At 51.3% G+C, this 22,828-nt stretch carries 20 protein-coding genes, 1 other RNA gene and 5 pseudogenes; 17 read left to right on the plus strand and 9 right to left on the minus strand.

Translation table 11 applies throughout. The features are described from left to right. Nucleotides 1-14: 14 nt before the first annotated feature. Complete coding sequence (locus tag ABDK09_10145; protein ID XAW89919.1) at nucleotides 15-620, plus strand: hypothetical protein; 606 nt, start codon at nucleotides 15-17, stop codon at nucleotides 618-620. Nucleotides 621-645: 25 nt separating this feature from the next. Then, the gene (gene luxS, locus ABDK09_10150; protein ID XAW89920.1) at nucleotides 646-1,164 is read left to right on the plus strand and encodes an S-ribosylhomocysteine lyase; all 519 of its coding nucleotides are present in this window, start codon (nucleotides 646-648) and stop codon (nucleotides 1,162-1,164) included. A 118-nt stretch (nucleotides 1,165-1,282) separates the two neighbouring features. Here the strand turns inward: luxS and ABDK09_10155 are convergent. Continuing rightward, nucleotides 1,283-2,558, minus strand: a pseudogene (locus ABDK09_10155) (CNNM domain-containing protein). 108 nt (nucleotides 2,559-2,666) lie between these two features. After that, nucleotides 2,667-3,461: an inner membrane protein YpjD gene (locus ABDK09_10160; GenBank protein XAW89921.1), complete on the minus strand. Its 795-nt coding sequence runs from the start codon at nucleotides 3,459-3,461 to the stop codon at nucleotides 2,667-2,669. A gap of 339 nt (nucleotides 3,462-3,800) precedes the next feature. Here ABDK09_10160 and ffh point away from each other — a divergent pair, with 339 nt between their 5' ends. The 5 genes and pseudogenes from ffh to rplS all read left to right on the plus strand — a co-directional run bounded on the left by ffh (nucleotide 3,801) and on the right by rplS (nucleotide 7,481). Further along, nucleotides 3,801-5,180: a signal recognition particle protein gene (gene ffh / locus ABDK09_10165; protein XAW89922.1), complete on the plus strand. Its 1,380-nt coding sequence runs from the start codon at nucleotides 3,801-3,803 to the stop codon at nucleotides 5,178-5,180. A gap of 302 nt (nucleotides 5,181-5,482) precedes the next feature. Continuing rightward, nucleotides 5,483-5,731 carry a 30S ribosomal protein S16 gene (gene rpsP / locus ABDK09_10170; GenBank protein ID XAW89923.1) on the plus strand — a complete coding sequence of 83 codons (249 nt, stop codon included), beginning with the start codon at nucleotides 5,483-5,485 and terminating at the stop codon, nucleotides 5,729-5,731. 29 nt (nucleotides 5,732-5,760) lie between these two features. Further along, nucleotides 5,761-6,316: pseudogene (gene rimM, locus ABDK09_10175) on the plus strand (ribosome maturation factor RimM). A 26-nt stretch (nucleotides 6,317-6,342) separates the two neighbouring features. After that, on the plus strand, nucleotides 6,343-7,086 hold the full coding sequence (gene trmD, locus ABDK09_10180; protein XAW89924.1) for a tRNA (guanosine(37)-N1)-methyltransferase TrmD: 744 nt from the start codon (nucleotides 6,343-6,345) through the stop codon (nucleotides 7,084-7,086). A gap of 41 nt (nucleotides 7,087-7,127) precedes the next feature. Further along, nucleotides 7,128-7,481, plus strand: a complete 354-nt coding sequence (gene rplS, locus ABDK09_10185; GenBank protein ID XAW89925.1) for a 50S ribosomal protein L19 — start codon at nucleotides 7,128-7,130, stop codon at nucleotides 7,479-7,481. A gap of 131 nt (nucleotides 7,482-7,612) precedes the next feature. Here the strand turns inward: rplS and degS are convergent. From degS to zapG, 3 genes and pseudogenes are all read right to left on the minus strand, one after another. Continuing rightward, nucleotides 7,613-8,675, minus strand: a pseudogene (degS, locus tag ABDK09_10190) (outer membrane-stress sensor serine endopeptidase DegS). Between the two features lie 307 nt (nucleotides 8,676-8,982). Then, on the minus strand, nucleotides 8,983-10,350 hold the full coding sequence (locus ABDK09_10195) for a Do family serine endopeptidase (GenBank protein XAW90717.1): 1,368 nt from the start codon (nucleotides 10,348-10,350) through the stop codon (nucleotides 8,983-8,985). Nucleotides 10,351-10,699: 349 nt separating this feature from the next. Further along, entirely contained in the window at nucleotides 10,700-11,155 is a 456-nt protein-coding gene (zapG, locus tag ABDK09_10200) for a Z-ring associated protein ZapG (GenBank protein XAW89926.1), read from the minus strand. Nucleotides 11,156-11,306: 151 nt separating this feature from the next. Here zapG and zapE point away from each other — a divergent pair. The 8 genes and pseudogenes from zapE (at nucleotide 11,307) to sspB (ending at nucleotide 17,791) form a co-directional block, all read left to right on the plus strand. Further along, nucleotides 11,307-12,411: pseudogene (gene zapE / locus ABDK09_10205) on the plus strand (cell division protein ZapE). A 272-nt stretch (nucleotides 12,412-12,683) separates the two neighbouring features. Then, complete coding sequence (gene rplM, locus ABDK09_10210; GenBank protein XAW89927.1) at nucleotides 12,684-13,112, plus strand: 50S ribosomal protein L13; 429 nt, start codon at nucleotides 12,684-12,686, stop codon at nucleotides 13,110-13,112. Between the two features lie 15 nt (nucleotides 13,113-13,127). After that, nucleotides 13,128-13,520 (plus strand): 30S ribosomal protein S9, encoded by a 393-nt coding sequence (gene rpsI / locus ABDK09_10215; GenBank protein ID XAW89928.1) that lies wholly within the window; start codon nucleotides 13,128-13,130, stop codon nucleotides 13,518-13,520. A gap of 439 nt (nucleotides 13,521-13,959) precedes the next feature. After that, on the plus strand, nucleotides 13,960-14,553 hold the full coding sequence (gene petA, locus ABDK09_10220; GenBank protein XAW89929.1) for a ubiquinol-cytochrome c reductase iron-sulfur subunit: 594 nt from the start codon (nucleotides 13,960-13,962) through the stop codon (nucleotides 14,551-14,553). Continuing rightward, nucleotides 14,553-15,818 carry a cytochrome bc complex cytochrome b subunit gene (locus ABDK09_10225; protein XAW89930.1) on the plus strand — a complete coding sequence of 422 codons (1,266 nt, stop codon included), beginning with the start codon at nucleotides 14,553-14,555 and terminating at the stop codon, nucleotides 15,816-15,818. Before petA ends, ABDK09_10225 begins: the two co-directional genes overlap by 1 nt. Continuing rightward, nucleotides 15,815-16,552 carry a cytochrome c1 gene (locus tag ABDK09_10230; GenBank protein ID XAW89931.1) on the plus strand — a complete coding sequence of 246 codons (738 nt, stop codon included), beginning with the start codon at nucleotides 15,815-15,817 and terminating at the stop codon, nucleotides 16,550-16,552. Before ABDK09_10225 ends, ABDK09_10230 begins: the two co-directional genes overlap by 4 nt. A 100-nt stretch (nucleotides 16,553-16,652) precedes the next feature. Then, nucleotides 16,653-17,289 (plus strand): annotated as a pseudogene (gene sspA, locus ABDK09_10235) (stringent starvation protein SspA). Nucleotides 17,290-17,299: 10 nt separating this feature from the next. After that, the gene (sspB, locus tag ABDK09_10240; protein XAW89932.1) at nucleotides 17,300-17,791 is read left to right on the plus strand and encodes a ClpXP protease specificity-enhancing factor; all 492 of its coding nucleotides are present in this window, start codon (nucleotides 17,300-17,302) and stop codon (nucleotides 17,789-17,791) included. Between the two features lie 209 nt (nucleotides 17,792-18,000). Here sspB and ABDK09_10245 read toward each other — a convergent pair whose 3' ends face one another. From ABDK09_10245 to ABDK09_10260, 4 genes are read right to left on the minus strand one after another with little or no spacing between them, the layout of a single operon-like run. After that, nucleotides 18,001-18,570 carry a BON domain-containing protein gene (locus ABDK09_10245; protein XAW89933.1) on the minus strand — a complete coding sequence of 190 codons (570 nt, stop codon included), beginning with the start codon at nucleotides 18,568-18,570 and terminating at the stop codon, nucleotides 18,001-18,003. Between the two features lie 3 nt (nucleotides 18,571-18,573). Next, nucleotides 18,574-19,164 carry a phosphoheptose isomerase gene (locus ABDK09_10250; protein ID XAW89934.1) on the minus strand — a complete coding sequence of 197 codons (591 nt, stop codon included), beginning with the start codon at nucleotides 19,162-19,164 and terminating at the stop codon, nucleotides 18,574-18,576. A 3-nt stretch (nucleotides 19,165-19,167) separates the two neighbouring features. Beyond that, a complete protein-coding gene (locus tag ABDK09_10255) occupies nucleotides 19,168-19,554 on the minus strand; it encodes a YraN family protein (protein XAW89935.1) in 387 nt (128 codons plus the stop codon). Beyond that, nucleotides 19,541-21,346 (minus strand): penicillin-binding protein activator, encoded by a 1,806-nt coding sequence (locus ABDK09_10260; GenBank protein ID XAW89936.1) that lies wholly within the window; start codon nucleotides 21,344-21,346, stop codon nucleotides 19,541-19,543. The genes ABDK09_10255 and ABDK09_10260 overlap by 14 nt, the downstream gene beginning before the upstream one ends. A 69-nt stretch (nucleotides 21,347-21,415) precedes the next feature. Between ABDK09_10260 and rsmI the strand changes: the two genes are divergently transcribed. Together rsmI and rnpB are read left to right on the plus strand one after the other, a co-directional pair. Further along, nucleotides 21,416-22,279, plus strand: coding sequence for a 16S rRNA (cytidine(1402)-2'-O)-methyltransferase (gene rsmI / locus ABDK09_10265; protein ID XAW89937.1), 864 nt, complete (start codon nucleotides 21,416-21,418; stop codon nucleotides 22,277-22,279). A 111-nt stretch (nucleotides 22,280-22,390) separates the two neighbouring features. Then, nucleotides 22,391-22,784, plus strand: an RNA gene (gene rnpB / locus ABDK09_10270) — RNase P RNA component class A. Nucleotides 22,785-22,828: the final 44 nt, after the last annotated feature.

A 22,828-nucleotide genomic window follows, 5' to 3' on the forward strand; every position in this document is an offset into this window, starting at 1 on the left:
GGCCGGGCACTGCGATGAGAAAAGGTTTCCAGTTAGCGGCGCTTGCCAGTGTCGGAATGCTGGCCGGGTGTGCGACATCGCCACCGGCCCAGCAGAATAACCTGTGTGAGATCTTCCGCGAGAAACCGGACTGGTACGAAGACGCGCTGGCGATGGAAAAAGAGTGGGGCACGCCGATGCAGATTGCGATGGCGTTCGTCAAACAAGAGAGCAGTTTCCGTCACGATGCCAAACCGCCCAAAGATTACCTGCTCGGCTTCATTCCATGGGGCCGGGTCAGCAGTGCTTATGGTTATGCTCAGGCGCAGGATCCGGCCTGGGATGATTTTCAGGATGCGACCGATTATGGCGGCTCGCGCAGCAATTTTGATGACGCGTTAATGTTTATTGGCTGGTATACCAGCGAAACTCAGCGTACGCTTGGGGTCTCGAAATGGGATACCTATCATCAGTACCTCGCCTATCATGAAGGGCGGGGCGGATTTAAACGTAAAACCTATCAGTCGAAGCCCGCATTACAACGCGTGGCGCGCAAGGTTGAACAACAAGCCAATGATTATGGATGGCAGCTGAAACAGTGCCGTCAGGAATTAGAAGATAACCGCAGCTGGTTTTTCTAAGCTGGCCTGCAAGGGAGAGACAAACATGCCATTATTAGACAGCTTTACCGTAGACCACACTCGCATGAGTGCGCCGGCGGTACGTGTGGCCAAGACCATGCAAACTCCAAAGGGCGATACCATCACGGTATTTGACCTGCGTTTCACTCTGCCGAATCAGGATATTCTGTCAGAACGTGGTATCCATACGCTGGAGCACCTGTATGCCGGCTTTATGCGTGCCCACCTAAATGGTGCGAACGTGGAAATCATCGATATCTCGCCAATGGGCTGTCGCACCGGTTTCTACATGAGCCTGATTGGCGCGCCAAGCGAAGACCAGGTGGCAAGTGCGTGGCTGGCAGCGATGCAGGATGTACTGAAAGTCGAAGGCCAGGATAAAATCCCTGAGCTGAACGAGTACCAGTGCGGTACTGCGGCAATGCACTCTCTGACCGAAGCGAAAGCGATTGCTGAAAAGGTGATTGCTTCTGGTATTTCAGTCAACAAGAACGACGAACTGGCCCTGCCGGAGTCGATGCTGAAAGAGCTGAAAGTCAACTAAGCACGCTCATACTGCGTGGTGATTACGGCGCAGTTTAGGTGCTGATAAAGAAAAGGCTTGGGATTTCCCAAGCCTTTTTTAGTGTCTGAATCTGCCGGCCCCGTTGCGAGGCCTGCGACTAAGATTTCTTGCTCTTGCGCGGGTGAACGCGCACCAGCTTGATACGGTTCTCTTCCAGCTCGATAATTTCCATCGGATGATTGGCGACTTTCACGCTCAGGTGGCTGGCCGGGATCTCTTCCAGGTGCTCCAGAATCAGACCGTTCAGGGTACGCGGACCATCGGTCGGCAGTTTCCATTTCAGGCTCTTGTTGATATCCCGGATATTGGCACTGCCTTCAATCAGGAAGCTGCCATCCCCTTGCGGTGTGATCTCATCGGCCAGGCTTGGTGCAATCGAAGTGGTAAACTCACCGACGATCTCTTCCAGAATATCTTCCAGCGTGATCAGACCATTGATATCCCCGTATTCATCGACAATCAGACCGATACGCTCTTTGTTGCGCTGGAATTTCAGCAGCTGGACGTTGAGCGGGGTACTTTCCGGAATGAAATAGACTTCATCGGCCGCGCGCAACAGCGTCTCTTTGGTGAATTCATTTTTCTCCAGCATAAAGCGCGATGCTTCACGCAGACGCAGCATACCGACCACTTCATCAATATTGTCACGGTACAACACCACGCGGCCATGCGGCGAGTGGGTCAGCTGGCGCACAATTGATTTCCAGTCATCGTTAATGTTGATGCCGGTAATCTCGTTACGCGGAATCATGATGTCGTTTACGGTGACGTGCTCAAGATCTAGGATCGACAGCAGCATGTCCTGGTGACGGCGTGGAATAAGGCCGCCGGCTTCATTCACCACAGTGCGCAGCTCTTCTGAACTGAGCGGATCGTCGCCGCCGTGCTGGGCTGACAGGCCAAGCAGACGGATAAAGCCGTTGGTGATGAAGTTGACGAAAATCACCAGGGGAGACAGCAGTTTCATCAGCAGGCTGAGCAGAATACTGCTCGCGTAGGAAACCCGTTTCCGGGTACAGCGCCGCCAGGGTTTTTGGCGTTACTTCGGCAAACACCAGTACCACCAGGGTGAGCACGCCGGTGGCGATGGCAACCCCCATGTCGCCGTACAGGCGCATGCCGAGAATGGTGGCAATGGCAGAAGCGAGGATGTTGACCAGGTTGTTACCGATCAGGATCAGACCAATCAGACGGTCCGGACGGTTGAGCAGGTTTTCGACCCGCTTGGCCCCTTTGTGGCCGGTATTGGCTAAATGCTTAAGACGGTAGCGGTTAAGCGACATCATGCCGGTTTCTGAACCGGAGAAATAAGCAGATATAACAATGAGACACGCGAGCAGCGCAAATAAGATACCCGTTGATATGTCGTCCAAAACGCTTGGTTTCCTTGTAATGAATTTTGATGATCAGGCTTTACTGATCGGTTTTTGAATATTAATGGCCTAACTCTGGCTGGGTGTCAATCTTCTAACCCGTTGACCTTAGCGCAGAATAATCTCTCTGACAAATCGGCTGCCAAAGTACGCCAGCGTCAGTAATGTCGCCCCTGCAACCGCAAACCAGGTCACTTTGCGCCCGCGCCAGCCACGCTGGTAATGTCCCCATAACAAGATGGAGTACACAACCCAGGCGATAAAAGACAGCACGCCTTTATGCGCTTTGCCCTGGGCAAACATATCGCCGATAAAGAAAATGCCGGTGATCAGCGTGCCGGTCAGCAGCAGGTTACCAATCAGAATGATCTTAAACAGCTGACGCTCAACCAGCAGCAGCGGCGGCATATTAGGATTGATGCTCAGGCCCTTCTTCTTCTTGAGCTTGTAGTCAAGCCAGGCCAGCTGCAACGCGTACAGAGCGCCAATCGATAAGGTCGAGTAGGAGAACAGCGCAAACGAGATGTGCACCATCAGTTTAGGATCATTCTCAAGGTGAGTAATGAAGGTACCCGGCAACCAGGTTGCCGCCGACAAGTTGATGGCAGAGAAGCTGTACACCACTGGCAGCAGGAACCACAAACGGGTTTTGAACATCGCGATACTCATGACCAGCGAAATAATAAAGCTGATTAAAGAGGCGACGTTAAGCATGCTCAGGTTCTGGCCGCTGCCGTGCAGAATCAGGTCGCTGAGCAGCCAGGCGTGAAACAACAGTGCCAGTGCGGCGCTGACGAAGACAGCTTTAGCTTTGATGCCGGTCTGGCCGGAAAGGCCGGGTACAATCGTCGCAATTGACAGCACGTATAAGATGGCGGCAACGATAGCGATAAGGTTATCCATGCTTCTCACAATAATGGTGGACTAAGTGGCGAATTATACCTTGCCTGACTCCGATGGGCTACGCTGGATCGTGATCGATTTTGAGAGTTGAGATATAAGAATTTACCCCCACCTTAGGGGGAGTATCCGTTTTCGTCTCCAAAGGCTGCCATGAGGGGCCCGACAGCCAGACAGTAACGGGCAAAACCGTGCTGTCGGCAGCGAAATGCCGCTTCGATGGGCGCAAATCGACAAAGAAACCGACAAAGAAACTGACCAGCAACCGCACTATGGGTATGCCTATCCTTTTGGCTAAGGTATACTCAGCGCTATTGATCGCCTAATCGCGAAGAGAAAAGCATGTTTGAGAATTTAACGGATCGATTGTCCAGTACGCTGAAGAATATCAGCGGAAAAGGACGTCTTACAGAAGACAATATTAAAGAGACGCTGCGTGAAGTTCGCATGGCGTTGCTGGAAGCGGATGTCGCTCTGCCGGTTGTGCGTGAGTTTGTCGCCCGTGTGAAAGAAAATGCGGTTGGGGTTGAGGTATCTAAATCTCTCACTCCGGGCCAGGAATTCATCAAGATCGTCCGCAATGAACTTGAAGCGGTCATGGGTGAGTCCAATGAAGCACTGAATCTGGCGGCGCAGCCACCGGCAGTGATTCTGATGGCAGGTCTGCAGGGTGCCGGTAAAACCACTTCGGTCGGTAAACTGTCGAAACTGCTCAAAGAGCGTGACAAGAAGAAAGTGCTGGTGGTCTCGGCGGACGTGTATCGCCCGGCGGCGATCAAACAGCTTGAAACCCTGGCAACCGACCTGGGTGTCGATTTCTTCCCGTCTTCTGCTGACCAGAAGCCGATTGATATCGCCAACGCGGCGATTGATCACGCGAAGAAAAAATTCTACGACGTTCTGATCGTCGATACCGCCGGTCGTCTGGCTATCGATGAACAGATGATGGCAGAAATCAAGCAGCTGCATCAGGCGATTACGCCGGTGGAAACCCTGTTTGTGGTCGATGCGATGACAGGTCAGGATGCGGCCAATACCGCGAAAGCGTTTGGCGATGCACTGCCTCTGACCGGTGTGATTCTGACCAAAGTCGATGGTGATGCCCGTGGTGGTGCTGCGCTGTCGGTGCGTCATATTACCGGTAAGCCGATCAAATTCCTCGGTGTCGGTGAGAAGACCGATGCGCTGGAACCTTTCCACCCGGATCGCGTAGCGTCACGTATTCTGGGCATGGGCGATGTGCTGTCGCTGATCGAAGATCTGCAGCGCAATGTCGACCAGGAAAAAGCGGAAAAACTGGCCAAGAAGTTCAAAGAGAAGAAAGGCTTCGATCTGGAAGACTTCCGCGAACAGCTGGGTCAGATGCAGAACATGGGCGGCATGATGGGTATGCTGGATAAGCTGCCGGGCATGAACAAACTGCCAACCGACATCAAAGATAAAGTTGATGACCGCATGTTCAAGCAGATGGAAGCCATCATCAGTTCGATGACGATGAAAGAGCGTGAACGTCCGGAGCTGATTAAAGGCTCGCGTAAAAAACGTATTGCAGCCGGTTCCGGTACTCAGGTACAGGATGTCAACCGTCTGCTTAAACAGTTCACCCAGATGCAGAAGATGATGAAGAAGATGCAAAAGGGTGGCATGAAAGGCATGATGCGCAACATGCAAGGCATGATGGGCGGCATGGGTGGCGGTGGCGGCGGTTTCTTCGGTCGCTAGCACTGATAGTCTGCAGCCGGGGCAGACAGTTGGCCTGAACGGGTGAAAACCGGCTCAGGCCAGCAGGTTGGTTAAACGCAGTCGCCCGTAATCAGTGCGCTTCTGCAGCTAAGTTTCAAACTGTTAGCCAGCTCACGGTATTTTATCCCCACTTCTGGTGGCGAAAAAATAGCTAAAACCCTTGCAATGCCCCGGAATAAGAGTAAAATTCCGGGGCTTTATTTTGGCACGAGACCCCAAGCCGTTTTTGATAAAATGGTTACTGGGGTTAATTTTATTTTTGAGAAAGCAAAGAGGACGACATGGTAACCATTCGTTTGGCACGTCACGGCGCTAAAAAGCGTCCATTCTATCAAATCGTTGTTGCTGACAGCCGCAACGTTGCAACTGGCCGTTTCATCGAGAAAGTAGGTTTCTTCAACCCTACAGCTCAAGGTCAAGAAGAAGGCCTGCGCCTGGATCTGGATCGCGTGAACCACTGGGTTTCACAAGGCGCTTCAGTTTCTGACCGCGTAGCTAAACTAGTTAAAGACGCTCAAAAAGCGGCTTAATTCTTACTTTAGTAAGAAGTAATTAGTTTATGTCGATGAAAGGCAAAGAAACAATGAGTGAGCAAAGCGAAAAGATTGTTGTAGGCAAGTTTGGTGCTTCTTATGGCATTCGTGGCTGGCTTAAAGTTTTTTCCTATACAGACAATGCTGAAAGCATTTTCGATTACAGCCCGTGGTTTCGTGAACCATAAGGGCGAATGGGTTGAGTACAAAGTAGAAAGCTGGAAGCGCCATAACAAAGGTATGGTGGCTAAGTTGGAAGGGCTTGAAATCCGTGAAGACGCAAACCTGCTGACTAACTTTGAAATTGCTATCAACCCGGCATCTCTGCCTGAATTGTCAGAAGACGAGTTCTACTGGCGGGAATTGTTCGGTATGAAGGTAGTCACTACTCAGGGTTACGACCTTGGTGAAGTGGTAGACATGCTGGAAACCGGTTCGAACGATGTTCTGGTAGTGAAAGCAAATCTGAAAGATGCTTTTGGTCAAAAGGAACGATTGATTCCGTTCCTTGAAGAGCAAGTGATCAAGCAGATTGATCGCTCGGCTCAACGGATCGAAGTTGACTGGGATCCTGCGTTCTAAACTCGAAACGATAAGGCGAAGAACACATGTGGGTTGGCATAATTAGCCTATTTCCTGAAATGTTCCGCAGCGTTACCGATTTCGGAGTAACAGGTCAAGCGGTTAAAAAAGGGTTGTTGTCAGTTGAGACCTGGAATCCTCGTGATTTCACTCATGACAAACGTCGCACTGTCGATGATAAACCCTACGGTGGCGGCCCTGGCATGTTAATGATGGTTCAGCCTTTGCGCGACTCCATCCATGCTGCGAAACAAGCTGCACCGGGAAAGACGAAGGTCATTTACCTGTCGCCGCAAGGTCGAAAACTCGACCAGCAAGGCGTTGAAGAACTGGCAACCAATCAGAATCTGATTCTGATCTGTGGCCGTTATGAAGGGGTAGATGAGCGCATCATAGAGGCAGAAGTTGACGAAGAATGGTCAATTGGCGACTTTGTGATGACGGGCGGGGAAATCCCGGCCATGACGTTGATTGATTCGGTCTCACGGTTTATTCCGGGAGTATTGGGAGATTTCGCGTCGGCAGAAGAAGACTCTTTTGCCAATGGCCTGCTGGATTGTCCGCACTATACGCGTCCGGAAGTGTTAGACGGAAAAGATGTACCTGCGGTACTCAAATCCGGTAATCACGAGGACATTCGTCGTTGGCGACTGAAACAGTCGCTGGGCCGAACTTGGCTGAGAAGACCAGAGCTCCTGGAAAACCTAGCTCTGACTGACGAACAGGAACAATTACTAGCCGAGTACATTAAAGAGACTCACGCTAAGTAACCTATTAAATTTAGTATCAGTTTATTCTAGGAATTTACACAATGAGTAACATCATCAAAGCTCTAGAACAAGAGCAAATGAAACAAGACCTACCTCAATTTGCACCAGGTGACACTGTTGTTGTTCAAGTTAAGGTAAAAGAAGGTGACCGTGAGCGTCTACAGGCTTTCGAAGGCGTTGTAATCGCAATCCGTAACCGTGGTCTGCACTCAGCATTCACTGTACGTAAGATCTCTAACGGTGAAGGTGTTGAGCGTACGTTCCAAACACACTCTCCAGTTGTTGATAGCATTGAAGTTAAACGCCGTGGTGCAGTACGTCGTGCCAAGCTGTACTACCTGCGTGAACTGTCTGGTAAAGCTGCTCGTATCAAAGAGAAGCTTGCTAAGAAGTAATGCTAGAACTCGCGTTCTCATAAAAAACGGAGCCTTTGGGCTCCGTTTTTTTATCTGTTTTTCAACTCGTTAAACTTAGGTGTTTCTTTAAAGTAAGCTATTCACGAAAGTAAGTTATTCACGAAAGTAAGCTATTCACGGCTGTCTTCAGCAATCGTGACCGGTACCGTCATCTCTTTGCCTTTGCGCAGCAGGGTAAATTCGACCACAGTGCCCGGACGCAGGTCGGTCACGGTATCCATCACGTTTCTGGCGGCCGTTGATCTTGTTGCCGTCGATTTTAAGAATGACATCGCGGATCTGAAATCCGGCCTTGGCGGCCGGGCCGTTCGGGTCGATGCCCAGCACCACTATCCCGCCGACATGCTCGCTGCCGAGCAGCCTTGAGGTCATTGAGTTAATGTCCTGGCCGTCAACGCCGATATAGCCGCGGATGACCCGGCCGTCGGCGATGATCTTGTCCATGATTTTGTGCGCCAGCGCGAACGGGATGGCAAATGAAATGCCGTAAGTCTCTAGTTCAGTCGCTTGCTGGAATGAAGCGGTATTGATGCCGACCAGTTCGCCCTGAGTATTGACCAGCGCACCACCCGAATTTCCTTCGTTGATGGCCGCGTCAGTCTGAATAAAAGCCTGGCGGCCATCGGCACTGATTGAGGAGCGGCCGGTCGCGGAAATAATGCCGAACGTTGTGGTCTGACCGAGGTTATACGGGTTACCAATCGCCAGTACCACGTCACCGACTTCAGCCTGGTAGTTCGGATTTTGCGGGATGACCGGCAGGTTGGTGCCGTCGACCCGCAGTACCGCGATATCGGTGCGGCGGTCTTTACCTACTAACTGGGCTGCGGCAACCCGGCCATCCTGCAGCGCAACAATGATTTGGTCTGCCTGGGCAACCACATGATAGTTGGTAATGATGTAGCCTTTCTCGCTGACAATAACCCCCGAGCCCAGCCCCTGGGTGGAGAGTTTGGATTTGTCGCTCTCGGAATATTTACGGCTGTAGATATTGACCACGGCAGGCGCGGCGCGGCGTACGGCCTGATTGAATGAGATTTGCAGTGACGCAATATTGGCTGGTTTGGGCGCCGATGGTGGTATCACGTGATGACGCAGTGAAGGCACAGCAAACACCACCACTGCAGCGGTGACGAGCCCAAGTCCGACCGAGCGACCCAGAAATTTCAGCATATATTCCCCAAACGGTTAGTCGATGACGAAAATAAAGAGATTCCACGTATGCTGCGAAGGGACTGGTTGTGAGTCAGGGATAAAACAGTACCTGCTCGGCATCGCGTGGGTTAATTCGATTCTGCCCGCTTTCGATCGGATAACGATTTCAACAACCTGACTTGCGTTAGGGCAGTTTGGTAACGAATCCGAAGAATAGCATTACCGGCTGAAATAACAAAAGGGCAGCGTAACAAAGCTGCCCTTTTCAAATAAATTTATCACTAGTGACGGCCGCGGACGGCTGTCATCGAACGAAAGCTTGAGCTTAACGAACCACCAGATAGATAGAACGATCACCACGCTGGATGTTCAACGCCAGTACATTCGGTGTTTTTTCCAGGATCTTGCGCAGTTCAGCGATGTTCTTCACTCGTTTGCGGTTGACGCCGATGATGATGTCATCTTTCTCGATCTGGTAGTTGGCCGCCGGAGAGTCTTTCTCCACGCTGGTCACTTTGACCCCTTCTATCGGATCCTGGTCTGTGGTGTTGCTCAGCTCAGCACCGGTCAGGCCTTCATGCAGTTTATCAGCCTTGGTCTTGGCGTTGCTCTGTTCACCCAGGGTGACATCGAAGTTGCGCGACTTGCCGTCACGCACGATACCCAGTTCAACGGTTTTACCCGCGCCCAGGGTGGCGACTTTGGCACGCAGTTCAGCAAAGGTATCAATTTTCTTGCCGTTGACCGAGGTAATGATATCCCCGGCTTTGATACCGGCTTTATCTGCGGCGCTGTCTGGCAGTACCTGACTGACGAACGCGCCTTTACTTGAATCGTAACCCAGTGCTTCCGCCAGTTCAGAGGTGATCTCGCCACCTTGCACGCCGAGCATACCGCGTTTCACTTCGCCGAATTCGAGTATCTGATCGGTGAGGTTCTTCATCATGTTGGCCGGGATAGCAAAGCCGATCCCGACGTTACCGCCGTTCGGGCCGAGAATCGCGGTGTTGATGCCAATCAGTTCACCATTGAGGTTGACCAGCGCGCCACCCGAGTTACCGCTGTTGATCGCGGCATCGGTCTGGATGAAGTTTTCAAAGTTTTCGATGTTGAGACCACTGCGGCCCAGTGCCGACACAATACCTGACGTGACGGTCTGGCCAAGGCCAAACGGGTTACCGATCGCGACGGTAAAATCACCGACCCGCAGCTTGTCGGAATCGGCAATCTTAATTTGGGTCAGATTTTTCGCCTTATCGAGTTTGATCAGGGCGATATCGGCCATTTGGTCGCCGCCGACCAGCTCGGCGTCATACTCACGACCGTCATGCAGCTGGACGCGAATTTTTTCCGCGCCGTTAATCACATGGTAGTTGGTGACCACATAGCCCTTGTCGGCGTTGATGACCACGCCGGAGCCAAGGCCACGGAACGGACGTTCCTGTAATTGTTCAGTCGGAAAGTCAGGGCCAAAGAAGAAACGGAACTGGTCTGGAATACGTTGGCGAGAGACTTGAGTGCCTTCAACCGCAATGCTGACCACGGCCGGAGTGACTTTTTCCAGCATTGGGGCCAGGCTGGGAACCTGTTCTCCGTTGACAGATAAAGGCAGGGCGGCGGAGGCCGGTAGTGGGGCGATGATGGAACTTAAGCTTAGAGACAGGACGGTTAAGGCAAGCAAAGGTTTTTTCATCATAAAACTCCTCATAGATTAACGTCTGGCTGTTGTTATATTTGTGTCAAACAATGACAATTCAACAGGCTCAGTGAGGGTTATGACTAAAAAACATGAGCAAAGTTCATTTACTGCACAGCGATATTATTAATGAAAAGTGATGGACTGGCGAAAAACGATGGTTAAGCAACAAGCACAGCATTACCGATAGCGTATGCATACTTAAAAGACAGCTTCAGTTAAAACAAATGCGTCACCGGCCACAAATCGATTGTGTGCGGTGACGCATTATGTGTAGTGATGCTTTGTCAACAGAGACGAAGCGTGTACAGAGCTTTATCGTTTATAGAAAAACAATATCGAGCGATTAACTCGCTTTGGCACTGACCACTTCAGAAGAGCGGATGATGGCTTTCTCTTCTGGTTTCAGCAGGCCGGTCGCGCCTTGGGCGTAATCCTTCGGCGGCTGCTCGAACGTTTCGTCACTGCTGGCTGATGATGTTGTGTCGCTCTCCTTATGCTGGGCAATCTTTTTCACAAACGGATTGTCCTGCTCAGGCAAGCTTGGCAGCAGCTCAGAAGAGGTTGCGGCCATGTGCTGGTAAAGCTTGGTGTAATCTTTACCGAGTGTATCCAGCATCTCCGCCGCCTGGGCGAAGTGGTCCGCCAGCTCCTGGCGATGCTGTTCAATTTCAAACTTAGCGCTGTCTAAATCTTTCTGTAGGGTCTTCTGGGACTTATATTGAGGGGTCGTCAGGCGAGCAATTACAATCCCTGCAACGAGTCCTACTAGCAAGCCCACAATGGCATATATCCAAGGCATAACTGCTCCTTATTGTTGTTATTTAACATGTTTTTCACTGATTGGTTACACATGTTCAAGGGACATGTTACTATGAGACTGTTGGCGGATAAAGCAAAAAGCACACCCTTTAACCGTCAGAATTTGCCCCTCATTTTTTTAGCAGACTGTCATGACACCAAAGCAGCGATACGAGCAAGATCTAAAACGATCTGATTTTCAAAGGGATGAAGCGCAGGCGCGCGCGGTTGATGCGTTGGATGCCTTGCATCATCAGGTAATCGATTTCATTAATACCCCAGTGGTACGACCTTCACGCTGGCAAAAGTTACTCGGCAAAAAAGAGGTGGTGCCGAAGCCGCCGAAAGGCCTTTATTTCTGGGGTGGCGTCGGGCGCGGTAAGACTTATCTGATGGATACGTTTTATGAGGCGCTGCCGACCGAGAAAAAGATGCGCGTCCACTTCCACCGCTTTATGTATCGGGTGCATGATGAGCTCAGGCAGCTGGGTGATGTCGGCGATCCTTTAGAGATCGTGGCGGATAAATTCCGTGATGAGGCGGTGATCATCTGCTTTGATGAATTTTTCGTGTCAGACATCACCGATGCGATGATCCTCGGTACGCTGTTCCAGGCGCTGTTTCCTGCGTGGCGTGACTCTGGTCGCCACTTCCAATATTCCGCCGCACGATCTGTATCGCAACGGCTTGCAGCGCGCCCGCTTCCTGCCGGCGATCGCCCTGATTGAAGCCAATTGTCATGTGCTGAATGTCGACAGCGGAGTGGATTACCGTTTGCGGACGTTGCAGCAGGCTGAAATCTACCATTACCCGCTTGATGACCAGGCGCGCAGCAATCTGCAGCAGTATTACACTCAGCTGGTCGGCCAGGATAAAGCGAAAGCGGATCAAATTGAGATCAATCATCGCCGCATTGATGTGCTTGGTGCCAGCGATGGCGTGCTGCATGCCACGTTTGCCCAGCTGTGTCAGACCGCGCGCAGCCAGAATGACTATATAGAAATGTCACGTTTGTATCACACTGTGTTGCTGGCGGATGTGGAGCAGATGGGGCGTACTATCGATGATGCGGCACGCCGTTTTATCGCTTTAGTCGATGAATTCTACGAACGGCATGTAAAACTGATAATTTCTGCAGAAGTTGCGCTCGAAGATCTGTATACTTCGGGCCAGCTGGAATTTGAATTTAAGCGTTGTCAGTCAAGGCTGACAGAAATGCAGAGCCATGAATATCTGGCTCGCGAGCATCTCGCGTAATTCATTCCGCTGTCTATTGGGCATAAGCCTAAAAAAAACATCGGGCGTCAGCCCGAAAAAAGAGGGCGCAGGGCTTAAAAAAATGAGTTTTTTAAGCAAAAAGAGGTGATTTTTTCTTCTCTCTTCTCTATAATCCTGCGACCCACCGTTACTGCAGGTCTTTTTAAGACCGAGAGTGCCACCCACTCGAAGGGGTGATGACTGGGCTCTTAGACAGTGGGAGCGTATACGCTCCTTTAAGTGTAAATTTGATTAAACGGGTTATTATTAGCATGAAAACTTTCGTTGCTAAACCAGAAACTGTAAAACGCGACTGGTACGTTGTAGACGCTGAAGGTAAAACTCTTGGCCGTCTAGCAAGTGAAATTGCATCTCGCCTACGTGGCAAACACAAAGCTGAATACACTCCACACGTTGACACTGGTGATTACATCATCATCGTAAACGCGGAGAAAGTTGCTGTAACTGGTAACAAAGCTAAAGACAAGATGTACCACCGTCACACTGAATTCCCAGGTGGCCTTAAGTCAACTAGCTTCGAGAAGCTGATTGAACGTAAGCCAGAGATGGTACTTGAGCTAGCGGTTAAAGGTATGCTTCCAAAAGGTCCTCTAGGCCGTGCTATGTACCGTAAGCTGAAAGTTTACGCAGGCGCTGAGCACAACCATGCTGCTCAACAACCTAAAGTACTAGACATCTAATCGGGGATTTCGGAAATGGCAGAGAATCAATACTACGGCACTGGCCGTCGCAAAAGCTCAGCTGCGCGTGTTTTCATTAAACCAGGCAGCGGCAACATCGTAATCAACAAGCGTAGCCTTGATGAGTACTTCGGTCGTCCAACTTCTCGCATGGTTGTTAAACAGCCTCTAGAGCTAGTTGAGATGGTTGAGAAACTAGACCTATACATCACTGTTTCTGGTGGTGGTATTTCTGGTCAGGCAGGTGCTATCCGTCACGGTATCACTCGCGCTCTGATGGAATACGATGAGTCTCTACGTCCTGCTCTACGTGCAGCTGGCTACGTTACTCGTGACGCTCGTCGCGTTGAACGTAAGAAAGTTGGTCTGCGTAAAGCACGTCGTCGTCCACAGTTCTCTAAGCGTTAATCTTTTCACTACGAAAAGAGTTTCGCTTTCCAGCCTGGCTGGATTGTGGATCGAAAAGCCCGGTTTTTACCGGGCTTTTTTGTGTCTGCAATACAGGGCTTTCGCTTTAAATTCAGATTATTCGCTTTAAATTCAGGTTTTTTAGATAGTTAGCAGCTTATTTGTCAGAAAATATGACTGTTTTCGCTCTTCTCCCGCCGCGCAATGCTGCGCTTTCTCACAGCGTCCTTCTGTTGGTTTTCTCTCCCTTCTGCTTCTTTTGTGACCTGACGTGCGAAACGCCGCACTGATGTTAGCAAAAGGTAGCTTTATCTTGTCAAAAAGTAGGGTTTTATTTATGCTCATTCATCAAATACATACAATTATAAACGTATTTTGTTAGCCATGCTCTTGAGAGGAATAACAGGAATCCGCAAGGAGCAAATGGGAGAATGTCTGGATGAGCAATGTGCCTTTAAATAACGGTCGCAGACGTTTCTTAACCGCTACCACAGCAGTGGTCGGCGGGTTGGGAGCGGCTGCTGTGGCTGTACCTTTTATCAAATCGTGGAACCCAAGTGCCAAGGCGAAAGCCGCTGGCGCCCCGGTCGAAGTTGACATCAGTAAACTCGAAGAGGGGCAAATGGTTCGCGTCGAATGGCGTGGTAAACCGGTCTGGGTTGTACGTCGTTCGCAGTCAATTGTCGATGGCCTTAAACAGCACGACGATCAACTGCGCGATCCAAATTCTGAAGAAGATCAACAACCTGACTACGCCCAAAATACCTACCGCTCGATCAAACCTGAATACTTTGTCGCGGTTGGTATCTGTACCCACCTAGGCTGTTCACCTACCTATTTACCGGACTCTTTTAGTGAACAAGTGCAAGGTGTTAAATCGGGTTTCTTCTGTCCTTGTCATGGTTCTAAGTTCGACATGGCGGGCCGTGTATTCCAGGGTGTACCTGCTCCACTCAACCTGGTCATTCCTAAGTACATGTACCTGAGCGATACCCGTATGGTTATCGGTCTTGATGAAACCGGGGAGGCATAATGCAAGCACTACTTGATTGGGTGGAAAAACGCCTGCCCGCAATGAATGCGTACAAAAAGCACCTGTCTGAATACCCGATGCCGAAGAACTTTAACTTTTGGTACCTTTTCGGTTCCTTGGCAATGCTGGTATTGGTGAACCAGATCCTGACCGGTATCTGGCTGACAATGAACTATGTGCCGTCCGGTGAAGGGGCGTTTGCCTCAGTCGAATACATCATGCGTGATGTCGAATACGGCTGGCTGCTGCGCTATATGCACTCGACCGGCGCGTCGGCGTTTTTCGTGGTGGTTTATCTGCATATGTTCCGTGGCCTGATCTACGGCTCGTACCAGAAACCGCGCGAGCTGCTGTGGATCTTCGGTATGCTGATCTTCCTGGCGCTGATGGCAGAAGCCTTTATGGGTTACCTGCTGCCATGGGGTCAGATGTCTTACTGGGGTGCACAGGTGATCATTTCCCTGTTTGGTGCCATTCCGGTCATCGGTGATGATCTGACCTTATGGATCCGTGGTGACTACGTGATCTCAGGTGCGACTCTGAACCGCTTCTTTGCGCTGCACGTGATCGCGCTGCCGATCGTGCTGCTGCTGCTGATTGTGCTGCACATTCTGGCGCTGCACGAAGTGGGTTCAAATAACCCGGATGGTATTGAAACCAAGCTGCCAAAAGGCTCAATGGGTGACGATTACCAGAGCCAGTTCAAGTTCCATGAGTACTACACTAAGAAATACGACATCATTGATTCGATTCCTTTCCATCCTTACGGCACGGTAAAAGATCTGGTTGGTGTGGCAGGTTTCTTGTTCCTGTTCTGTTATGTGCTGTTCTTTAATCCGGAGATGGGTGGCTATTTCCTTGAGCCGCCTAACTTTGAAGCAGCTAACCCGCTCAAAACACCTGAGCATATCGCCCCGGTTTGGTATTTCACTCCGTTCTACGCCATTTTGCGTGCGGTACCGGACAAACTGATTGGCGTTATCGCGATGGGTGCATCGATTGTGGTGCTGTTCCTGTTGCCGTGGCTGGACCGCTGTAAAGTGCGTTCTTACCGCTACCGCAGTAAGTTCCACCTGGTGAACATTATTCAATTTACCATTTGTTTCATTGCCTTGGGTATTCTGGGCGCGCTGCCAGCGACGCCGACTTATACTCTGCTGGCGCGCATCTTTAGTCTGGGTTACTTCATGTTCTTCGTCTTGCTGTTCTTCTACAGTAAAAACGAAGCAACCAAACCATTACCGAAGAGGGTGACATTCAAATGAAAAAATGGATTGTAATTTTGTTTGCCATGCTGCCTTCGCTGGTGATGGCAGCCGGGGCTAACGTACATCTGGATAAAGCCGGTAATGACCTGACTGACACGGCTTCTCTGCAGCGTGGTGCCAAGCTGTTCATGAACTACTGTTTTGGTTGTCACTCGACTCAGTATCAGCGTTATGAGCGCGTTGCTACTGACCTGGGGATTCCGGCCGATCTGATGAAACAGAATCTGATTTTTGATCCGCAAACCAAAATTGGTTCGTTGATGGAAAACGCGATTCCGGAAGAGTCTGCGGCCAAGTGGTTCGGTGCGCCGCCTCCGGATCTGACGCTGGTGGCCCGCGTGCGCGGGGTTGACTGGCTGTACACTTACCTGCGTTCTTTCTATGCCGATCCGAGTCGCCCGTTCGGGGTCAACAACATTGTCTTCCCGAGTGTCGGTATGCCGCACGTACTGGAAGAGCTGCAAGGCATTCCGGATCCGGTATTCGGTACCCATATGGTGAACGGTGAAGAAGTGCGTACTGTGGTGGGCACCCAATCACGCGGTAACGGCGAACTGAGCAGCGGCGAGTTTGATACCGCAGTCCGTGACCTGGTGAACTTCCTGGAATATTCCGGTGAACCGGTCAAGCTCGAGCGTCAGAGCATGGGTTGGTGGGTGATGGCCTTCCTGGTGCTGTTGACCATAGTTGTTGTGCTGCTTAAGAAAGAGTATTGGCGTGATGTGCACTAATTGTGCTACTATGTCGTGCTAATTCTTGATTCATCGAATCATCAATGGAGGCTTAGCCTCCATTGTTTTTTATATTTGTAAGTGTGTGCTGGAGGGCTCCATGGCTGTAGCTGCCAATAAACGTTCTGTGATGACTCTATTTTCTAGTGCGTCAGATATGTATAGCCATCAGGTGCGTATTGTGCTGGCTGAAAAAGGTGTCAGTGTTGAGGTTGAGCTGGTTGATGACAATAGTCTGCCTGCTGAGCTGCTTGATCTGAACCCATATAAATCAGTACCAACATTGGTTGACCGTGAGCTTGCGCTTTACGATTCAAAAATCATCATGGAATACCTTGATGAGCGTTTTCCTCATCCGCCATTGATGCCTGTTTACCCGGTTGCCCGTGGTAACAGCCGTCTGATGATTTACCGTATCGAACGTAACTGGTACTCACTGGCGAACAAAATCGTGACGGGTTCTGCTGAAGAAGCGGAAGTTGCGCGTGCCACTCTGCGTACTGACCTGTTGACTCTGGGTCCGGTATTTGCTGAATACGAATTCTTCATGAGCGAAGAGTTCAGCCTGATCGACTGCTACCTGGCTCCGCTGTTGTGGCGTCTGCCGGTTTCTGGGCATTGAACTGGTCGGCCCGGGTTCTAAAGAGCTGAAAATTTACATGAACCGTGTGTTCGAACGTGATTCATTCCTGGCTTCTCTGACTGAAGCAGAACGCGAGATGCGTCTGTCTCGTTAAGGTCTGAGTAATGGATATCGAGCAAATGACTCCGCGCCGGCCATACATGCTCCGTGCATTTTATGACTGGCTGCTGGATAACGAACTGACGCCTCATCTGGTGGTTGATGCCACTCTGCCTGGTGTACGTGTTCCGATGGAGTACGTACAGGACGGTCAGATCATTCTTAATGTTGCGCCACGTGCGGTCGGTAACCTGGAACTGGGTAACGAAGCGGTCACATTCAGCGCCCGTTTTGGTGGTCGTCCGCATCAGGTTATCGTCCCTATTTATGCCGTACAGGCCATTTACGCACGTGAGAACGGCGCAGGTACCATGTTCGAGCCTGAAGAGGCTTACCTGGAACTGCCGGAAGAAGACGTGCAGGATGAGAGCCCTGCTGAACCGGCGCTGACTGATGTATCGGTTGCGGCGGTTGAGGATGATGGCGAGCAAGCCGGTGATGAGGAAGAAGCGCCTCGTCCGGCCAAAGGCAAACCCAGCTTGCGTGTGGTGAAATAACCTCAGGGTAATTGTTCATTGCAGTGGCAAGTTAGCCGCAGAAAAACAACCAGAAAACAAAAAGCAGCGTCAATACGCTGCTTTTTTTATGTCTCGATTTATATCTATGTCTCAATATGTATATCTTGATTGCCGCACGGGTTATCTTGTTATGCCCGAAGCCGAAGCCGAAGCCGAAGCGGGGCTAATCTGCGTGAGCCGCTCAGCGTTTAGTCCGCGTACTGAAACGCTTTGATAACCTGAGTGACACCAGAGATATTGCGCGCCACATCGGTGGCGATAGCGGCATGCTCACGGCTGACATAGCCGAACAAATACACTTCACTGTCTTCGGTAATCACTGACACTTTGACACCATTCAGCTCAGATTTCGCCAGCAAAGCGGATTTCACCTTGGTGGTGATCCAGCTGTCATTGCTGATCTCGCCAAACGAAAGTGGCTGTTTGATTTTGACCTGGTTATGCAGCTCTTTGACACCTTGCAGCTGCTCGACCTGGCCGACAAACTGGCGCAGCATATCTTCAGTACGTGACTGACCGATCAGAATCACGGTACCACGGTAGGATTTGGCGGTGATACGCATCTGATGCTGGTACGGCGCTTTATTGGCCAGACCGGTAATGTCGAGTTCCAGATTGTTATCTTTCCAGATCTCTTGCGTGGAGCGCGGGTCGGTGGCGATATTGACCGTGGTCGCGGCACCGGCGATGAACAATCCGGCACACCCCGACAGGGAGACCAGAGCCAGTAAAACAGAAAATAGGCGTAATGTTTTCATAACTTACTCTTCGTGAGCGGGAAATAAAACCTGATCGATCAAGTCGCACAAACAGTGCAGGGTGACCATGTGCACTTCCTGAATTCGGGCGGTACGGTGCGAAGGAATGCGGATTTCCACATCGTTTTCACCCAGCAGGCCGGCCATCTCGCCGCCGTCTTTGCCGGTCAGGGCGATAATGGTCATGTCACGGGTTACCGCCGCTTCCATCGCTTTAATAATGTTCTGGCTGTTACCGCTGGTGGAAATCGCCAGCAGAATGTCGCCTGGCTGACCAAATGCGCGCACCTGTTTGGAAAAGATTTCCTGATAGTGGTAGTCGTTCGCGACCGCGGTCAGGGTGGTGTTATCAGCGGTCATTGCCATGGCGGGCAGACTCGGGCGTTCAGTTTCGAAACGGTTGATAAGGCAAGAGGTAAACTGTTGCGCGTTTGAGGCTGATCCCCCGTTACCACAGCACAGAATTTTGTTGCCATTGAGCAGGGTCGCGACCATCGCCTGAGCGGCATGCATGATGGCATCCGGCAGCGCTTCTGCTGCGGCGATTTGAATTTGAATACTTTCGGTAAAACTGTCTTTAATGCTGTCTAGCATCGATTATCCTTCGGTGATTGCATTTTTTATCCAGTCAATCTGGCGTCCGTTATCATGAATGGCCACGACATCGAATCGAAAACTGGTGTGGTCGGCACTCAGGCCTTGTTTGAGCATCCACCAATTTGCTGCTTTGATCAAGCGTGTCTGCTTCTGTCTGGTTACGGTTTCAGCAGCGTGGCCGTGGCGTTGGTCATGGCGGTATTTCACTTCAACGAACACCAGGGTGTCATTGTCGCGCATGATCAAATCCAGTTCACCGGCCTTAACCTGAAAGTTTTGCTCAATCAGGATCAGGCCGTGGCGGCGCAGATAATCTGCTGCCGCCTGTTCGTAATTCTGCCCTTGCTGACGCCGGTTGACTGGCTTAAGACGGCTAAAGAGCCCCATGGTCAGCCCAGCTGATTTCACGCTGTACGACACAGTTATCGTCAATGCCCAGCACACCGGTCTGGCCCTGGATAGTATAGCCTTGGACGACTTTCATCTGCGGAAGTTCAACCATCAGCTGGTAGGCATCCATACCCATGGCCTGTAAACGGCGCTCGGCGTTGGAAGAGTCCGGCCACAGTTTTTCCATCTGCTCGGCAATCTTCTCATCCGGATGAATCAGCAGCGGGATGTCGCTGTAGCTGACACCGCTCAGATCTTCATATTGGCGACCGCCACTGTTGCTGGCTGAGTTCGAGAATAGTTTTGGTGGCTGAGTATCCGGGTTAATCGCCACTTCAATGAATGGCTTAATCAGGGTCAGGTCAGCACTGTTGGCGACGATGTACACCGCGTCGATGTCACGACGGCTGCGCGGCTGGCTTTCCATCTTCATGCCCAGCAGAGATTCCATCTGAGCAATATTCTGCTGGCTGTCCTGCAGACCAAACACGTTATTGATGTTGCGTTGCAGCTGACGGCGATCCTGATACTGGCTGACCGCGACTTTATGTTTGCTGTACTGTTTCCATGCCTGGTCAAAAGCTTCAACCACACGCTGACCGTAGTTGCCTTGTGGAGCCAGAATTAATGGATAGCGGTAGCCTTGATCATACAGATGCTTGGCCGCCTGCTCGACTTCCTGCTCGGGTGATAGGGCGAGGTAACAGGTGTCAGCGCCTTCTTCGACCTCATCCGGAATATTGAGCGCCAGAGCCGGAATAGTCTGACCGCGTTGCTGCTGATGTTTCTGCAGCGCTTCGATGTTGTCTTTAATTAGCGGGCCGACCACGAAATCAATCTTGTTGTTGATGAGGGTTTCATCGATCGATTGCGGGGTTTCACTGTTGGTGTCGATGATGGTCAGCGTCGCTTGCGGATCGCGCTGTTCATCGTTCATCAGCGCCATAATGAAGCCATCGCGGATCTGGTGTGCCGGCTTGGAGAATTTACCACTCAGCGGCAGCAGCAGCGCAGTATGCTTAGGCTTGACGATTTCCAGGTTAAGGATATCTTCAATCGCCTGCGGGGTATAGCGTGCTGCCGGATGATCCGGATTCTCCTGCAACCATTTTTCCAGGGTATTCTTCAGCTGAGGCAGATCGCTGCCCAGCGTTTTGACATACACAGCCAGTTGCAGCCAGCCGTCCAGTACCGCTTCATCGGCACCGGCCGAGAGCTTGGTGATGTCCTGGGCAGAGTAGCGGCTCAGGTTGGTCCAGATCTGGTCGGATAAGGCTTCATACTGCTCGCGATTGACGAAATCATATAGCGCAACCAGCTCGCGGCTGGAATCAAAGCTGCGATCCTGCGCGGTGAAGATATCGGCACGCAATTGGTGGTATTGCTGCCACTGCTGCTCGGCCAGTTTCCAGTCGTCCGCAAATTGCAGCTGCTTGAGGGCGTCGGCGTACTGACCGGCGTTAAACAGCTGCGCTGCGTGGGTCAGGCGCCATTCCGCCTGCTGCGAATGGCTCAGGGTCTGTTTGCTCAGGCGACGGTTAATCAGATCGGCCTGAGCGGTGTCGTTTTCTGCCAGTGCTGCTTTCAGTGCCATGATCAACCAGTCGTTTTGCAGGCTGCCTTGACTGCTGTCCGCTTGCATTAAATAGACCTGGGTCGGCAAGCTTGGCTCGTCTGTCAGGTTGACTTTCAACGGTGAGGTTGAGGTCGACGAACAGGCGGCCAGGGTAATTGCTAATGCAACGGGAGTGAGTAAGCGTGGTACACTGCGTCTCTGATGGTTTTTCATAGCCATGAGTTCTTTCGTTAATCCGTGTAAAATTGTCTCTATATTAATCGTTGAAGTGATGGTAAACAAATGACAGATAGCAAAACCTTGCCGACAGAAGTCCCAACTTTATACATAGTTCCGACTCCGATAGGCAATCTAGGGGATATTACCCAACGGGCACTGGATGTGCTGTCAAATGTTGACGTTATCGCCGCAGAAGACACTCGTCACACGGGCAAACTGCTGTCGCACTTCAATATTCAAACGAAGACGTTCGCTCTGCATGATCACAACGAACAGCAAAAAGCTCAAGTATTAGTTGAGAAATTACTGGCCGGGCAATCTATTGCGCTTGTGTCTGATGCCGGGACACCACTCATTAGTGATCCAGGTTACCATTTAGTCAATCAGTGTCGTCAGGCCGGTGTTAAAGTTGTGCCATTACCTGGTGCGTGTGCGGTGATCACCGCGCTGAGTGCCTCGGGTCTGCCATCTGACCGCTTTAGCTTTGAAGGCTTTCTGCCGGCGAAGAGCAAGGGGCGTAAGGATAAATTCCTCGAGATCGCCAAAGCCGAACGGACCTGCATCTTTTATGAATCGCCGCACCGGATTACCGAATCCCTGCAGGATATGCTGGAGATTCTCGGCCCGGATCGCGATGTGGTGCTGGCGCGTGAGCTGACCAAAACCTTTGAAACCATTCAGGGTTTGCCGCTTGGTGAGCTGATTGACTGGATTGAAGAGGACGATAACCGCAAACGGGGCGAGATGGTGCTGCTGATCCACGGCTACCGTGACAGTGCAGAAGAGTCGCTGCCGGAAGAAGCGCTGCGCACGTTGGGGATTCTGGTCAAAGAGCTGCCACTGAAAAAAGCGGCCGCCGCCACAGCGGAAATCTACAACCTGAAAAAGAACGCACTGTATAAGTGGGGGCTGGACAACCTGGGCTAATCCCGCAAACGGCATAAAAATCGCTGCAGGAATGACCACTTGGGCCTAATTTCAGCACTAAGCCCGATTCTTCCTAGACAGTGGCCGGTGTTGCCGCTAGAATTCGCGCCTGGAGTTGACTGGGTAGTCGCTGCCTTATTGACGTCCCTTGACCTTGTGTTGGGGAGACTGATAAGGGGGAGGAAAGTCCGGGCTCCATAGAGCAGGGTGCCAGGTAACGCCTGGGGGGCGCAAGCCTACGACAAGTGCAGCAGAGAGAAGACCGCCGATGGCCCGTAAGGGATCAGGTAAGGGTGAAAGGGTGCGGTAAGAGCGCACCGTGCGTCTGGCAACAGTTCGTAGCAAGGTAAACTCCACCCGGAGCAAGACCAAATAGGCTTCCACACAGCGTGGCTCGCGTTAGGAAGCGGGTAGGTTGCTTGAGCCAGTGAGCGATTGCTGGCCTAGACGAATGGCTACTACCGCGCAAGCGGAACAGAACCCGGCTTATACGTCGGCTCCACCTATTCAGACCCATCATAACGGCAACGTTATGATGGGTTTTTTGCT

This window comes from Vibrio sp. CDRSL-10 TSBA, from assembly GCA_039696685.1.
Taxonomy (GTDB): domain Bacteria; phylum Pseudomonadota; class Gammaproteobacteria; order Enterobacterales; family Vibrionaceae; genus Vibrio.